The following is a 16,031-nucleotide window of genomic DNA, read 5'->3' on the forward strand; positions in this document are numbered from 1 at the left end:
CTTATAAGATACTTATCGTGTCTCAAACACCAAAGTCATGGGCTATGCTTAAATGTAAATGTCCGCGCTGCAGGCGTGGCGATATGTTTAAGGGTAGCCCTTACAGTTTCTCTAATAAAATCAACCTTAATTGCCCGCATTGTAATCTTTTCTTTGAAATAGAGCCGGGTTATTTTTATGCCGCCATGTACGTGAGTTATGCATTAAATGTGGGCGAGGCTCTCGGGATAGCATGGCTTACCTATTTGATTACCCATAACCAGGATTCGCCGTGGTTATATCTCGGCGCTATAATTTTTGGTTGCTTTGCGCTTGCTCCTGTAAATTTCAGATATTCGCGTGTGTTTTTGTTGTATTGGTTATCACCCAAGATACATTACCAAAGCTATTTAGATACCGATGATATACCAGGAAAGTCTTGAGTTTTTAAAAGATCTCGCCGAAAATAATAACCGAGAATGGTTTGCTGCTAATAAAGAGCGTTACGATAAGGCCCGCGAAAATGTAATTGATTTTACGGCGAAGGTGCTTGAGGGCGTGCGTAAAATTGAGGTGGGCATGGACGAAAATCTTGATGCCAAAAAATGTGTGATGCGCATTTACCGCGACATTCGCTTCAGTAAAAATAAAGCGCCTTACAAAAATAACTTTGGGGTAAGTTTGCCAACATCCGGCTTAAAGGGCGGTGGGGTTGAGTATTACCTGCACATCCAGCCCGGCAATTCATTTATCGGCGGCGGTTACTGGATGCCCGAAGCACCACATCTGAAAGCTATTCGCCAGGAAATTGATTATAATGCTGCCGATCTGAAAAAGATCATAGATGATGAGGAGTTTATTAAACTATTTGGCGACTTTAGGAAACAGGAACAGCTTAAGTCATTGCCGAAAGGTTATGAAGCCGATAACGAAAACCTCGACCTGATAAAACTAAAAAGTTTTGTGGGCTGGCATAAACTTACAGATAAAGAATTAACCCAACCCGGATTGGAAAAAACTGTGATTGATATGTGCAGCAGGATCCATCCGCTTAATGTATTTTTGAAGAACGCCCTTTCTTAACCCTCAATAAACTATGAAAATTAGATATGCATTTTTAGCCGCTGCTGTGTGTTTCACAATGTACTCATGCAAGGTAATGTCGCCAAAAGCATACAAAACCCTTGTGGCAGAACGCGACTCATTAGCTACCCGTACAACAAATCTGGAAGGACAGCTTGCGCAGCTGCAGGCCGATACAGCTCGTCTTCACCGCCAGCTTGCCGATCTGCGAAACAACAACAATGTGCTGAACAGTAACCTGGATGCAACATCATCAAAAGCTAACGAATTGGCCGCTCAGACCGCAAAATTGGCAGCTGACCTGAAAAAACGTGAAGCCCGTTTAAAGGAAGTAGAAGACATTTTGAAGAAGCGCGATGAGGCTACCAATGCTCTGAAAGATAAATTGCAGAAAGCATTATTAGGCTTTCAGCAAAGCGGTTTAACGGTTGATATCAGAAATGGCAAGGTTTATGTGTCATTAGCTGATAAGTTATTGTTTCCTTCGGGCAGTATCATTATTGATGAAAAGGGTAAGGCTGCATTGAAGCAATTGGCAGTGGTAGTTAACAAGGAACCAGATATCAATATGGCGGTGGAAGGCCATACTGATGATAAAAAGGTGAAGAACCTTGGCCAGATAAAAGATAACTGGGATTTGAGCGTATTGCGCGCTACCTCGGTAACCCGCTATCTCACCGAAACAGAAGGTGTTGACCCGCACAGGCTTACTGCAACAGGTAAGAGCGAGTTTCAGCCGATAGATGCTACCGGCACCGACGAAGCCCGCGCAAAGAACAGGCGAATAGAGATCGTGCTTACCCCTAAGCTCGATGAGTTATACAACCTGATCACTAAGTAATAAATGAAAGCTCCCGGCAAACCGCCGGGAGTTTTTTTGTTTTAGATGTTTTCCTTTCTCGTTACGGAGAAACTGTTTGAATTTTTTAATGTAGAGACGCATCACATGCGTCTCGCACAGGACAAGCCACTTTGAAGTGGTTTAACTATCTTAATTTGTATGCGGGAGACGCAATTATGTGTCTCTACATTTGAACAACCCCGAAAATAAATTTGCAATTATATAAGCACTTATATAAATTGCATCATGAATTTATATCAAAGCCTGGGGCATCTGGTTTTAGGCAGTCGTTTAAGGCGGTTGAGCGAAGCCTTTCTGGCCGAAATTAACCGTGCTTATCAAACCGCGGGTATCGATTTTGATGCCAGCTGGTTTCCCGTATTTTATTTATTGTCGAAAAATGACGCTTTATCTATCAAAGAATTAAGCGAACAGATAGAGGTTTCGCATCCTGCCGCAAGTCAGCTCATTACCAACCTTAAAAAAAGAGGCCTGGTAAGTACCGATACTTGTACCGATGACGGCAGGAGGCAATTGGTTACGCTTACTGCCGAAGGCCGCGATTTGTTGAAACAGGTAATACCTGTTTGGGATGCTATCAGCCTATCGATGGCTGAGCTTGTAACCGCAGACGCAACCGCCCAGCAATTACTGCCGGCAATAAGTGCGCTTGAAAACGTTTTCAGGCAAACTAAACTGGCCGATGATATCGTTGAAAAACTGAATACCAATTTAAAACCAGCCGGCAATGACTAATATATTTAATTACGGCACCGACCATCTTACCATAGGTATTTGCCTTGATATAGCTGCGGGTAAAACTAAAGGGATCATCAACAAAGAAGCCGCAGATATGGTCCAATCCTCATGGCGTGAGGTAGAAAAGATTGTACACAGCCACCACCCGGTTTATGGAATTAATACCGGTTTTGGCCCTTTGTGCGATACCCGGATCTCGGAAGAAGATACAAGTTTACTTCAAAGCAATATTCTTAAAAGCCATAGCGTGGGTGTTGGTAAGCCCATCCCGCAGGAAATAGCGAAGCTTATGATGATCACCAAGGTGCATGCTTTGGCGCAAGGCTATTCGGGTATAGCGCTTACCACGCTTGAGCGGATTATCTGGCATATCGACAATGATATTGTCCCGGTTGTTCCCGAAAAAGGTTCAGTAGGAGCTTCCGGTGATCTGGCGCCTTTATCTCACCTGTTTTTGCCATTAATTGGTTTGGGCGAAGTATTTGAAAATGGTGAAAGGTTCCCGGCTGGAGAACTTTTAAACAAACACGGTTTACAGCCTTTATTACTTGGACCTAAAGAAGGCCTTGCCCTTATCAATGGCACGCAGTTTATCCTGGCTTTTGCAGTTAAAGCTGTGCAGCGCCTGGATGATGCCCTGAACCGTGCCGACCTCATCGGTGCTATGTCATTAGAGGGGTTGATGGGGTCTATCCGTCCCTTTGATGAGCGGCTGCATAACATTCGCCCGTTTAAAGGTACGCGTATGGTAGCTCATCGCCTGTTTACTTTACTTGATGGATCTGAAATTAATTCGTCACACATAAACTGCGACAGGGTACAGGATCCATATTCGTTGCGTTGTATGCCGCAGGTACATGGTGCGTCACGTAATGCATGGCTGCACCTGAAAGAGCTTACTGAAATCGAGCTCAATTCAGTTACGGATAACCCGGTTATTTTTAATGCCGATGATACCATTAGTGGCGGCAATTTTCATGGACAGCCCCTGGCTTTACCGCTTGACTATGCAACTACAGCAGCAGCCGAAATTGGTAACATTGCCGACAGGCGTTGCTACCTGATGAGCGAAGGCCGCTATGGCTTGCCTAAATTGCTTACGCATGATGCCGGGCTTAATTCGGGTTTAATGATTCCGCAGTATACCACCGCCGCCCTCGTTACCGAAAATAAAACCCTGTGTTTCCCCGCCAGTGCCGATAGCGTGCCAACCTCGCTTGGACAAGAAGACCATGTATCCATGGGTTCTATCAGCGGGCGGAAGTTACACCAGGTGATAGATAATATTGAATATATCCAGGCTATTGAGTTGTTATATGCAGCCCAGGCCATGGATTTCCGCAGACCGTTAAAATCAACCCCGGTTATTGAGGTTTGCCACCAATTGGTAAGGCAGCATGTTGATTTTATACAGGATGACCGCGTTTTTGCTCTGGATATTAACAGCCTTCACAAACTAATTATGGATGGCTCCCTGCTGAAAACCGCAGGCGAAGCGGCTATTGCTCACCAAATAGATTTAAGTCATGACGAGTTCGGAATTTATTAACACCTACGCCAACCACCCGGTGTATAAAGCACCGCGTGGCATGCAGCTTCATGCCAAAAGCTGGCAAACCGAAGCCCCGCTCAGGATGCTGCTTAACAATCTGGATGGCCAGGTAGCCGAAAACCCCGATGAACTGGTAGTTTACGGGGGTATCGGTCAGGCTGCCCGGAACCCGGAGGCGCTCCGTAAAATTATCGGGTTGCTGTTGGAACTTGATGAATATCATTCGTTGCTAATTCAGTCGGGCAAACCGGTGGGAATTATCCGCAGTCATCCTGAAGCACCGCGGGTTTTGATAGCCAACAGTAACCTCGTGCCTGCATGGGCCAACTGGGAACATTTTAACGAGCTGCGTGAAAAAGGCCTGATGATGTACGGACAGATGACGGCTGGTAGTTGGATCTACATTGGTACGCAGGGCATTTTGCAGGGCACCTACGAAACTTTTGTGGAATGTGGTAACCAACATTTCAATGGTGATCTGGCAGGCAAACTCATTGTAAGCGCCGGCTTAGGCGGTATGGGTGGTGCTCAGCCATTGGCGGCGACTATGGCAGGCGCTGTATTTTTAGGTGCCGATGTTGATGCATCCCGGATTCAAAAACGGGTTGACACGAAATATATCGACCGGATGACGGATTCGTACGATGAAGCCATCGCCTGGATCAAAGAAGCCATCGCCAGAAAGGAAACACTTTCGGTAGGTTTGGTAAGCGATGCAGGCGATCTGCTTGAAAAGCTGTTGAAGGATAATATCATCCCTGATATGCTTACCGATCAAACATCTGCACATGATCCCTTGAATGGTTATATCCCTAATGATCTGTCATTAAATGAGGCAGCCGCTTTGAGGAAAGAGGATGCGGTAGAGTATAAACGGCGGTCGCTGAAAAGTATGGCGAGGCATGTAGGCTTAATGCTGGAACTGCAAAGCAAAGGAGCTATTACTTTTGACTATGGTAACAACTTGCGTGAGTTTGCCCGGCAGGGCGGCGAGGCCGATGCTTTTAACTTCCCGGGTTTTACACCGGCCTATATCCGTCCGCTGTTTTGTGAGGGGAAGGGGCCGTTCAGATGGGTAGCCTTATCCGGCGACCCGGAAGATATTTATACTACTGATCAGGCGCTGATCGAGGCCTTCCCTGAAAATAAGCCATTAATCACCTGGCTTAAAAAAGCAAGGGAGAAAATAGCATTCCAGGGATTACCTGCCCGCATTTGCTGGCTGGGCATGGGCGAACGTGAAAAGGCCGGACTGATATTTAATGAACTGGTAGCGTCAGGTAAAGTAAAAGGTCCCATAGTGATCGGTCGCGACCACCTGGATTGCGGCTCGGTAGCATCGCCCAACCGGGAAACAGAGGCTATGCTTGACGGTTCAGACGCAGTATCCGACTGGCCGTTACTCAACCTAATGGCCAATGCATCAGGCGGCGCAACCTGGATCTCGTTCCATCATGGCGGCGGTGTAGGTATGGGGTATTCCCAGCACGCCGGCATGGTAGTACTGGCCGACGGCAGCCATCGCGCAGCTACCTGTTTAAAAAGGGTGCTGTATAATGACCCGGCCATGGGTATCTTTAGACATACTGATGCGGGATATGATAAAGCTGCCGAATGGGCTGATAAGTTTAACCTAAAGGTATGGTAAAGCATAAAATATAAAAAAGTCATTGCAGGTTTTAAACTTCGGCGCGCTCTGAAGGTGAAATGACATCGACCCGATAACTCTTTGTCATCCTGAGCGATAGCGAAGGATCTTCTTCTAAAGGCAAAGCCGCTGTACAGGGCGAAGAAGATGCTTCGTTCCTCAGTATGACAAACGTTTTAACTTGTCATGGGTAGGAACGAAGCAATGATGGTTTAAGATAGAACGATGAAAAAACTGATAGGTCCGTTTACGCAAATACTTCCTTTAACAGGTTTGCCCCTTAAAGGAGCCTTAGGGGACGAGCAACTGCACATCATTACCAATGGTGGTGTGCTGATTGAAGACGGCGTGATATTAGCTGTTGATGATTTTGAAAAGCTCCGCAAAAACTATCCATCTGCACAAGTGGAAGAAGTTACCGGCGACCATGTATTGCTGCCCGGCTTTGTGGATTGCCATACGCACATCTGTTTTGCCGGAAGCAGGGCTAAAGATTACGCCATGCGTAATGCAGGGAAAAGCTACCTGGAGATTGCCGCATCGGGCGGCGGCATCTGGGATTCGGTTACGCAAACCCGCGCAGCCACTGAAACGGAATTAATCAATTTGCTGACGAAACGGATAGCCCGTCATTTAGCAGAAGGGGTAATCACTATTGAAGTTAAAAGCGGTTACGGTTTATCTGTAACAGAGGAGTTAAAGCAGCTTAAGGCTATTCGGCAGGCGGCTGATAAAACGCATGCGCATATTATCCCTACCTGCCTTGCCGCGCATATCAAACCAAAGGATTTTGATGGTGCCGAAAGTGGGTATCTGAAATATCTGTTAAATGATCTGTTACCGAAAATAAAACAACAGGGTTTGGCCAACCGGGTTGATATTTTTATTGAACAAAGCGCATTCAATACAAGCGATGCCCTGTTTTACTTAAGTAAAGCCAGGCAAATGGGTTTTGAAGCTACCGTTCATGCTGACCAGTTTACAACCGGTGGCACCGAGGTTGCAATTAAAGCAAGGGCCGCTTCGGCCGATCACCTGGAAGCCAGCGGCGATTATGAGATAAAATTATTAGCCAATTCAGATACTGTTGCTGTAACTTTACCCGGCGCTTCGCTGGGTTTGGGAATGGGCTATGCTCCTGCCCGAAATTTGCTTGATGCCGGAGCTTGCCTCGCCATAGCCAGCGACTGGAACCCAGGCTCGGCCCCGATGGGCGATTTGCTGATGCAGGCTTCAATAATGGCTGCCTCCGAAAAACTAAGCACAGCCGAAGTTTTTGCAGGTTTAACTTTTAGAGCATCACAAGCGTTAAAACTAAACGACCGCGGCATATTAACCAAAGGAAAACTTGCCGATATGCAGGCTTATCCGTGTAACGATTATCGTGAGATACTATATCAACAAGGAAAACTAAAGCCAGTCCGGGTTTGGACGTTTGAAAATAATGATTAAGCAGGTTTTATGATTTGCTTAGCTACCAATGAACCATTGAACTAATGAACCAATGACCAAATTAATAGAATGCGTACCCAATTTTAGCGAAGGTGTAAACCTCGATACCATCAAACAGATAACAGACGAAGTTGAGTCTGTTGAAGGAGTGAGACTGCTGAATGTTGATCCGGGAAAGGCAACTAACCGTACGGTTGTAACTTTCGTTGGTGAACCGGAAAGGGTAATTGAAGCTGCTTTCCTGGCCATTAAAAAAGCGGGTGAGCTGATTGATATGAGCAAACAAAAAGGCGAGCATCCAAGGATGGGTGCAACAGACGTTTGTCCGCTGATACCGATCAGTAATATCACCATGGAGGAAACCGCAGAATACGCAACCCGACTTGCCAAACGTGTGGGAGAGGAATTGCAGATCCCGGTTTATTTGTATGAGGCTGCGCAACCTAACAAAAGCCGGAGCAACCTATCGGTGATCCGTGCTGGTGAATACGAAGGTTTCTTTAAAAAGATCAAGCAACCGGAATGGGCACCTGATTTCGGTCCGGCAGAGAATGATGTTAAACGCGGGGCTACTGTAATTGGGGCAAGAGATTTTCTGGTAGCTTATAACGTTAACCTGAATACTACATCCGTTCGCAGGGCAAATTCTATTGCTTTTGATGTGCGTGAGGCTGGTCGTACCCTGCGCGAAGGTGATCCGATCAATGGTAAAATAGTGTATGACGAAAACGGCAAAGCCAAAACAATTCCCGGTTCATTGAAGGCGGTAAAAGCTATTGGCTGGTTTATTGAGGAATATGGCGTTGCCCAGATCTCGATGAATCTGACCAATATCAACATTACCCCGGTTCATAAGGCATTTGACGAAGTGTGTGATAAAGCCGCTGCACGCGGCATCAGGGTGACAGGCAGCGAGCTGGTTGGCCTGATCCCATTGAAAGCGATGCTTGATGCAGGCAGGTATTTTTTGGAGAAACAGCAACGCTCGGTGGGGGTAAGCGAAAAGGAGCTGATCAGGATCGCTATTAAATCGATGGGGCTGGATGAGCTCTCTCCATTTAAACCGGAAGAACGGATCATTGAGTATTTACTGAAAGATAAAGCCGACAGTAAGCTCATCAACATGAGCCTAACCGACCTCGCTGATGAAACTGCCAGCGAAAGCCCGGCACCGGGTGGCGGTTCTATTTCAGCAGCTGTTGGTGCTTTAGGAGCTTCGCTGGCTACCATGGTGGCAAACCTGAGTTCGCACAAAAAGGGATGGGACAGCCGCTGGCGGGAATTTAGCGACTGGGCACAAAGAGGTCAGCAATTTAAAAATGAATTGCTGGTATTGGTTGACCTGGATACCACAGCCTTTAACCAGATCATGGAGGCATTTGCCCTGCCCAAATCAAACAATGAGGAAAAGGCTGCCCGTGATAAAGCTATACAGGATGCTACCCGCTATGCTATTGAAATACCTTTTAAAGTAATGGAGGCCGCTTTAGATAGCATGGAGGTAATTAAAGCAATGACGCTGACCGGTAACCCCAATTCTATAACCGATGCCGGTGTGGCCGCCCTTTGTGCCCGTACCGCGGTATTAGGTGCATTCATGAACGTAAAGATCAACGCTTCGGGCTATAAGGATAAAGATTATGTAATTGATATCATTTACCGCGGCAATGAAATTGAGCGGAAAGCCGTAGCGCTTGAGGCGGAGATCATTGAGTTGGTGAACGGGAAGATAGGATTGGGGTAGTCTGGTTTAATGAAGAAAACAGACTTACGAAGTTTTCAAAACTTCTCCTAATGGCGCAAGTGTTGTGTGGCTGACTGTGGGAATGCTCACTTGTGCCTGGTAAGCTCTTTCTGTTAGGTCAGATGATTTGTAAGAAGCACAAGTCATCTGACCTCAATCCATCGCACAAGACTTGCGCCAGAAACGGACAGCAAGTTTAAGATTTGGAATTATCTCACACCAAATACTCAAACAAAGTCTGATCCTTATTCAGTTCAATAACATTGAAACGATGTGCGTGCATACGCTGTAATAACGCAGGATAATCTTCGGCATTTTTTAATTCGATACCTACCAGCGCCGGACCATTTTCTTTTTCATTCTTTTTGATGAACTCGAAACGGGTAATATCGTCACCAGGGCCTAATACACTGTTCACAAAAAGTTTCAAAGCACCCGGGCGCTGCGGGAAACGAACGATGAAGTAATGTTTCAGGCCTTCGTACAACAGTGATTTTTCTTTGATCTCCTGCATCCGGGCAATATCATTGTTACCGCCGCTGATGATACAAACTACCTTTTTACCTTTGATCTGCTCTTTACAAGCGTCAAGTGCCGCTACTGACAACGCGCCTGCAGGTTCAACTACAATAGCATCCTCGTTGTAAAGTTTCAATATGGTGGTACAAATTTTACCCTCAGGTACCAGCAGCATATCGTTCAGGATGTCTTTACAGATATCATAAGTTAATGCTCCAACACGCTTAACGGCGGCACCGTCAACAAAACGGTCTATTTCATCTAATGTAATGGGCTTACCATGGTTGATAGCGCCCAGCATTGATGGGGCACCTTCCGGCTCAACGCCTATCAGATGGATATTTGGGACATTGTTTTTAAGATAAGTACCTGTTCCTGAAGCAAAACCGCCACCACCGATGGGCATAATCGCCACTTCAATATCTGGCAGGTCCTGCAGTATCTCAACGCCTACGGTTCCCTGGCCTTCAATAACACGGTAGTCATCAAAAGGAGGGATGAAGGTCATCTGGTTTTTTTCGGTATAGGCGAGTGCCTCGGCCAGGCAATCATCAAAAGTATCGCCGGTAAGTACAATCTCTATATTACCGTTGCCAAACATGGCGGTTTGTTTAACCTTTTGTTTGGGGGTAATTTCGGGCATAAAAATTACGCCTTTAATGTTTTTTTTGTTGCATGAAAAGGCTACGCCCTGGGCATGGTTACCCGCGCTGGCGCAAACCACGCCACGGCTCAACTCATCATCATTTAGCTGACTGATCATGTTGTATGCGCCGCGCAACTTATAGGAGCGAACAACCTGCAGGTCTTCGCGTTTTAAATAAACTTCGCACTCATATTTTGCCGAAAGACCGGCGTTATATTGCAGCGGTGTACGTTTCACAACGTCCTTTATCCGCTGGTATGCCGCTTCAAAATCAAGCTGGCTTTTTGTATCAGTTTCCATTGTTAATTTTTTACCAGTCGGTGCGCCATAAGGCCTTGCAAATCCTGGTCATTTATGTCAAGCTTACTATCGGCAAGCGTTAAAAAGTTATTGTAAACAAAAGCAAGTTCTTCCTTATCCAGCGTATATCCTAAACGCTCCAGATGGAATTTCAGAGCATGCCTGCCGCTGCGCGCGGTTAGCACTATTGTGGCGCTCGGAAAGCCTACATCTTCAGGGCGAATTATTTCGTAGTTTTCACGCATTTTCAGGAAGCCGTCCTGGTGAATACCTGAGCTGTGGGCAAAGGCATTGGCACCTACAATAGCTTTGTTAGGCTGTACCGGCATCCGCATTTGCGTACGGATCATCTGGCTCAATTCATAGAACCGTTTAGAGTCGATATTGGTATGCAGGCCCAGGGTATGGTGCGTTTTCAGGATCATCACCACTTCTTCTATAGAGGTATTACCTGCGCGCTCGCCGATACCATTGATGGTACCTTCAATCTGACGGGCACCATTTTGTAAACCGGCTATTGAATTGGCAGTAGCCAAACCAAGATCATTATGGCAATGTACCGAAATGATAGCTTTATCAATATTTTTAACGTTTTCTTTCAAAAACTTGATCTTAGCACCGTATTGGTCTGGTAAGCAATAACCGTTAGTATCCGGAATGTTCACCACAGTTGCGCCGGCGGCGATAACAGCCTCAACCATTTGCGCCAAATAAACCACATCGGCCCTGCCTGCATCTTCGGCGTAAAACTCGATATCCTCAACCGATTTTTTTGCGTATTTAACGGCTTCAACAGCGCGCTCTAAGATCTCTTCGCGGGTGCTGTTGAATTTATGCTTGATGTGCATGTCAGACGAACCGATACCGGTATGGATCCTTGGACGTTTGGCATATTGCAGAGATGCCACAGCAGCGTCAATATCACCTTTGTTGGCGCGGGTAAGCGCGCAAACGGTAGGCTCTTTAACGGCTTTTGAAATTTCAACAACGCTTTGGAAGTCGCCCGGACTTGAAACCGGGAAACCTGCTTCAATAATATCCACGCCCAGTAGTTCCAGTTCCTTAGCTATCTCAATCTTTTCGGGGGTTGTTAACTGGCAACCCGGTACCTGCTCGCCATCGCGGAGCGTGGTATCAAAAACATAAACGCGGTTGGGATCGTGTAACATATCGTTTTATTTAGATTTGAGATGTTAGATATGAGATTTGAGACTCATGTCTAATCATCTATATTGTTATTTTTTGTTTCTTTTATTTTTTGTTAGAGGTATAAGTTGAGATATAAAGAAATCTCATGTCTCAAATCTCACTTCTCATATCTCTTTGAAGAAGTGGATATTCAAGTTAGAGAAAAAATCTCATATCTCAAATCTCACGTCTCATATCTACTTTTTAATGGCAACAAATCTTAACCTTTTGTAATCAGCATACCATTGGCCGTTATCATTATAAAAAGGTTCAAGCTTTTTGGTGATCTCGGCCAGGATCTGTTCTTTCTCATCCTCGGGGATGCCTTCTAAAAATTGTGCACCAAACATAGTAATCCATTTGGCAACACCTTGTTCGCCATCCTGCAGCTCGGTTCTGCGATCATAATGAATCATATAGGTCACTCTGAAACCATGCTCTTCCAGTTTGGTAGCATACTCGCCAACTGAAGGGAAATACCATATTTTAGCGTCGGCATTTTCATTGTAACCATGATTATGCAGCACCAGTTTGGTAGCCTCAATCAAACGTTCAACATTATCCTTGCCGCCCATTTCGGCAACAAACCGGCCTCCTTTTTTAAGGCTGTTGGCTACGCTGTGAATAGCACCGTTGGCATCAAGCACCCAATGCAGGGCCGCATTTGAAAACACGGCATCATACTTTTCTGTGGTGTGAAAATCAGCCGCATTCTCTACCGCAAAATCAACATCAGGGTAAAGCTGTTTGGCCTGAGCTATCATTTCGGGCGAATAATCGGTGCCTTTTACGATGGCGCCTTTATCCTGTATTAGTTTAGTTAAATGGCCTGTGCCGCAACCCAGGTCAAGGATGCGCTCACCTGGTTTCACATCCAAAAACTCAAGCACATCTTCTCCGTATTTAAATACAAAGGCATGCTTTTGGTCGTATAAATCAGCGTTCCATTTCATGTTTTCTTAGATTACACCGATGATTTTTTGATTACACCGATTCTTTTTTTGTTGAGATTTCACCGATTGATTGATGATTACACCGATTTTTTGCCTGATCTCTAATCTCCGGTCTCTAATCTCTACCTATAAATATTCAAGCACTTTTTGGCCCATAGCCATTGTGCCTAAAATTTTTGCTTTGTCGGTATTAGCATCAGCAATATCGCCGGTGCGGTAACCGTCTTTAAGCGTTTTATCAATTGCATCCGTTATCTTTTTAGCTTCTTCTTTAAGGCCGAAGCTTATTTCAAGCATCAGGGCAACAGATAGGATAGAAGCTAATGGGTTAGCTTTATCCTGGCCGGCAATATCATGCGCCGAACCATGGATAGGCTCAAAAAATCCTGTTCCATCACCTACCGAAGCCGAAGCAAGCATACCCATCGAGCCTGCAATTTGCGATGCTTCGTCGGTAAGGATATCACCAAAAAGATTAGCTGTTAGTACCACATCAAACTTTTTAGGATTTTTAACCAGCTGCATAGCCGCGTTGTCGATAAACATATGTTCAGTTTCAACGTCAGGGTATTGTTTGGCAATTTCCTGTACCACCTCGCGCCATAAGCGTGAAGCTTCCAGTACGTTAGCTTTATCAACCGAGCATAACCTTTTACCACGTACGCGAGCTGCCTCATAAGCTTTGATAGCGATACGCTCAACTTCGTAACGTGAATAGATCATCAGGTCGGACGCGGTATTACGGTCTTCACTGCGTTTTTTCTCGCCGAAATAAACGTCGCCGGTTAATTCGCGGAAGAAAAGAATATCAGTGCCTTTCAATATTTCGGGCTTAAGACTTGATGCATCCAAAAGCTCATCAAACAACATAATAGGGCGCAGGTTGGCATATAAACCAAGCTCTTTACGGATCTTTAATAATCCCTGCTCCGGACGTACTTTGGCCGATGGATCATTATCATATTTGATGTGACCGATAGCGCCAAACAGGATAGCGTCGCTTGCTTTAGCTTTAGCCAGGGTTTCATCAGGCAGCGGGTTGCCGGTTGCCTCGATGCCCGCGTGGCCCATAAGGGCTTCGTCGAACGTAAATTCGTGGCCAAAATCCTGACCAATTTTTTCTAAAACTGCTTTACCCCAGGTGGTAACCTCGGGGCCTATCCCGTCGCCGGGTATTACTAATATGTGTTTTTTAATTCCCATGCCCCCAAACCCCCTAAAGGGGGATTTTTATTTTATGGTTAATAATTTCAGGACTTATGCCTGTTTAATTCCTCTTACTTCTTTTAGTTTCATCACCATTTGCTGGGCTTCATTTTCTACCCAGTTGGTGTACTCATCAATAGCAAGCAAACGCGATTCATCGTCAATATAGCCTTCCTCAACCATTTGCTTTGACTGAGCTACTTTTGCCCAGATGCCCGCTTTGTTTACAAAGTTATAGTCGCCTTTCTGGTAAACTTCATCGGCATCAAATGTTTCGATATTGGTAAAGCCGGCTTCCTGCAAATATTTCGGCAGGTCTTCAGCAACGTGGTTGTTCATGCCGGCGTCGCCCCTCCACCTTAAAAAGGTAGCATAAAAGCGCTGCATGCTTGCCGGTGGTTGCGGTTGCCATTGTAAAGCCTCGTGGTTATAATCCAAAATGGATACTGTACCACCTGGTTTTAACAACGAATACATTTTCTTTAAAGCCTCAACCGGATTGCTCAACCACTGTAATACCCTTGCCGAAACAATAAGGTCGTACTTTTCTTCCGGCTCAAAGCTGAACAGATCATGATAGATCAGATCCATATTTTGAACCGAAGCGTAAGTTTCCTTACCACTCTGGATAAAATATTCGGTGTTATCAATGCCCGTAACATGACCGCTTTCACCAACCAATGCGGCAATATCTTTAGAGATAGCGCCGGTACCACAACCAACATCCAGCACCTTCAGGCCCGGCCTGAGCAGGGGGGCAAGGGTTGCATAGTCATTCGCTAAACTCCGTTCGTCGAATAATTTGGCAGTACCTTTACCTTCTCTTTGAATATGCTTGTTTGTTGTTGTCATTACGTTACTCTGTCATTTAGCTGCGCTGTCATTAGGTCATTTCTTTGCAGGTCATTTTAGCTTTGCTGCCATCAGGTCGTTGAGTCATTTTTTTTGACCTTTAGCCTTTAACCTTAACGAGCTTCCTCAAACTCCTCTATCTTACCTTTTTGGCTCAGAATATAGTCGATATCATCGTAGCCGTTTATCAGGCAGGCTTTTTTGTACGGGTTGATCTCGAAGCTTTCTTTTTCGCCGGTTGAAGAGATGGTGATGGTCTGGTTTTCCAGATCAATCTCTACCTCGGCTTTATGATCGGCATAAACAGCATCAAAGATCTTTTTCAAAAAATCTTCGCTCACCTGTACTGGTAATAAACCATTGTTAAGCGCGTTGCCTTTAAAAATATCGGCGAAAAAGCTGCTCACTACCGCGTCGAAACCATAATCAGATATAGCCCATGCAGCGTGCTCACGGCTACTGCCGCAGCCAAAGTTTTTACCGGCTACAAGCACTTTACCGCTGAAGGTTGGGTTATTAAGTACGAAATCCTGTTTGGGATTATCATCGCCATCAAAACGCCAGTCGCGGAATAAGTTATTACCAAAACCGTCGCGGGTAGTAGCCTTCAAAAACCTTGCAGGAATGATCTGGTCGGTATCGATGTTTTCGATAGGCAAAGGCACTATGCTGGTTTGGACGTGTTTAAATATTTTAGTTGCCATTTTGTTTTCTTTTTTCTGAACCGGAATTTGTCGAATTTTTTGAATTACACGAATTTTAGAATTTTTTTGAATCAGGTTTTAAGCCTGATCATTCCTTAATTCGTTCAATCCCGGTTCAAACATTATCCGGATTATACTTCTTATTCAATAGTCGTTTAAACTGGAGGCTCTTACTTCCAAAATTAATGAGCAACCCGGTTTTTATATTGTATGCTTCGAGGTAATTAATGCCTTGGGCGAGGTGAACATCCTCCAAAAATATAATCGCTTTCAGTTCAACCATTATTTCTCCCTCAACAAAGAAATCAACCCGTCGCGTGCCAATCTGCTCGTTTCTGTAAAAGATCGGCATCTCCATTTCTCTTACAAACCCTAAACCTTCATGGGCCATTTCAAGTTCTAACGCTCTCTGATAAATCGCCTCCTGAAAACCATTCCCTAAAACTGAATGAACCCTCATAGCGCAACCTATAATTTTACTTGAGCAGTCTTTAAATTCTGTGGGCGTTTTCTTTACAGTATCCATTTATCATCTTTTCTGAGCTTGAATTTGTCGAATTAAAGAATTACGCGAATTTCAAAAGCAAATTCAAAAAATTCTAAAA

15 protein-coding genes are annotated in these 16,031 nt (G+C 45.1%); 8 read left to right on the top strand and 7 right to left on the bottom strand.

The window, feature by feature from the left end:
• Positions 1 to 17: 17 nt before the first annotated feature.
• The 8 genes from ACEN9X_RS16415 to ftcD all read left to right on the top strand — a co-directional run bounded on the left by ACEN9X_RS16415 (position 18) and on the right by ftcD (position 9,058).
• Complete coding sequence (locus tag ACEN9X_RS16415; RefSeq protein ID WP_413666161.1) at positions 18 to 422, top strand: DUF983 domain-containing protein; 405 nt, start codon at positions 18 to 20, stop codon at positions 420 to 422.
• On the top strand, positions 400 to 1,062 hold the full coding sequence (locus ACEN9X_RS16420) for a DUF2461 domain-containing protein (protein WP_413666162.1): 663 nt from the start codon (positions 400 to 402) through the stop codon (positions 1,060 to 1,062). The genes ACEN9X_RS16415 and ACEN9X_RS16420 overlap by 23 nt, the downstream gene beginning before the upstream one ends.
• Before the next feature lie 13 nt (positions 1,063 to 1,075).
• Positions 1,076 to 1,903 (top strand): flagellar motor protein MotB, encoded by an 828-nt coding sequence (locus ACEN9X_RS16425; protein WP_413666163.1) that lies wholly within the window; start codon positions 1,076 to 1,078, stop codon positions 1,901 to 1,903.
• A gap of 246 nt (positions 1,904 to 2,149) precedes the next feature.
• Positions 2,150 to 2,659, top strand: coding sequence for a MarR family winged helix-turn-helix transcriptional regulator (locus ACEN9X_RS16430; RefSeq protein ID WP_413666164.1), 510 nt, complete (start codon positions 2,150 to 2,152; stop codon positions 2,657 to 2,659).
• Positions 2,652 to 4,211, top strand: a complete 1,560-nt coding sequence (gene hutH / locus ACEN9X_RS16435) for a histidine ammonia-lyase (protein ID WP_413666165.1) — start codon at positions 2,652 to 2,654, stop codon at positions 4,209 to 4,211. The genes ACEN9X_RS16430 and hutH overlap by 8 nt, the downstream gene beginning before the upstream one ends.
• Positions 4,189 to 5,862, top strand: a complete 1,674-nt coding sequence (gene hutU / locus ACEN9X_RS16440; protein WP_413666166.1) for a urocanate hydratase — start codon at positions 4,189 to 4,191, stop codon at positions 5,860 to 5,862. The genes hutH and hutU overlap by 23 nt, the downstream gene beginning before the upstream one ends.
• A gap of 225 nt (positions 5,863 to 6,087) precedes the next feature.
• Entirely contained in the window at positions 6,088 to 7,314 is a 1,227-nt protein-coding gene (gene hutI, locus ACEN9X_RS16445) for an imidazolonepropionase (RefSeq protein WP_413666167.1), read from the top strand.
• A 52-nt stretch (positions 7,315 to 7,366) separates the two neighbouring features.
• Positions 7,367 to 9,058 carry a glutamate formimidoyltransferase gene (gene ftcD, locus ACEN9X_RS16450; RefSeq protein WP_413666168.1) on the top strand — a complete coding sequence of 564 codons (1,692 nt, stop codon included), beginning with the start codon at positions 7,367 to 7,369 and terminating at the stop codon, positions 9,056 to 9,058.
• A gap of 214 nt (positions 9,059 to 9,272) precedes the next feature.
• Here the strand turns inward: ftcD and ilvA are convergent, their stop codons facing one another.
• The 7 genes from ilvA to ACEN9X_RS16485 all read right to left on the bottom strand — a co-directional run bounded on the left by ilvA (position 9,273) and on the right by ACEN9X_RS16485 (position 15,952).
• The gene (ilvA, locus tag ACEN9X_RS16455) at positions 9,273 to 10,523 is read right to left on the bottom strand and encodes a threonine ammonia-lyase IlvA (protein ID WP_413666169.1); all 1,251 of its coding nucleotides are present in this window, start codon (positions 10,521 to 10,523) and stop codon (positions 9,273 to 9,275) included.
• A 2-nt stretch (positions 10,524 to 10,525) separates the two neighbouring features.
• The gene (locus ACEN9X_RS16460) at positions 10,526 to 11,692 is read right to left on the bottom strand and encodes a 2-isopropylmalate synthase (protein WP_090530095.1); all 1,167 of its coding nucleotides are present in this window, start codon (positions 11,690 to 11,692) and stop codon (positions 10,526 to 10,528) included.
• 216 nt (positions 11,693 to 11,908) lie between these two features.
• Entirely contained in the window at positions 11,909 to 12,664 is a 756-nt protein-coding gene (locus tag ACEN9X_RS16465) for a class I SAM-dependent methyltransferase (RefSeq protein WP_413666170.1), read from the bottom strand.
• A 126-nt stretch (positions 12,665 to 12,790) separates the two neighbouring features.
• On the bottom strand, positions 12,791 to 13,861 hold the full coding sequence (gene leuB / locus ACEN9X_RS16470) for a 3-isopropylmalate dehydrogenase (RefSeq protein ID WP_413671143.1): 1,071 nt from the start codon (positions 13,859 to 13,861) through the stop codon (positions 12,791 to 12,793).
• Positions 13,862 to 13,921: 60 nt separating this feature from the next.
• The gene (locus tag ACEN9X_RS16475; protein ID WP_413666171.1) at positions 13,922 to 14,722 is read right to left on the bottom strand and encodes a methyltransferase domain-containing protein; all 801 of its coding nucleotides are present in this window, start codon (positions 14,720 to 14,722) and stop codon (positions 13,922 to 13,924) included.
• A gap of 113 nt (positions 14,723 to 14,835) precedes the next feature.
• On the bottom strand, positions 14,836 to 15,426 hold the full coding sequence (leuD, locus tag ACEN9X_RS16480) for a 3-isopropylmalate dehydratase small subunit (RefSeq protein ID WP_413666172.1): 591 nt from the start codon (positions 15,424 to 15,426) through the stop codon (positions 14,836 to 14,838).
• Positions 15,427 to 15,541: 115 nt separating this feature from the next.
• Positions 15,542 to 15,952, bottom strand: a complete 411-nt coding sequence (locus ACEN9X_RS16485) for a GxxExxY protein (protein WP_413666173.1) — start codon at positions 15,950 to 15,952, stop codon at positions 15,542 to 15,544.
• Positions 15,953 to 16,031 lie beyond the last annotated feature (79 nt).

It is taken from the genome of Mucilaginibacter sp. Mucisp86, from assembly GCF_047324315.1.
Taxonomy (GTDB): domain Bacteria; phylum Bacteroidota; class Bacteroidia; order Sphingobacteriales; family Sphingobacteriaceae; genus Mucilaginibacter.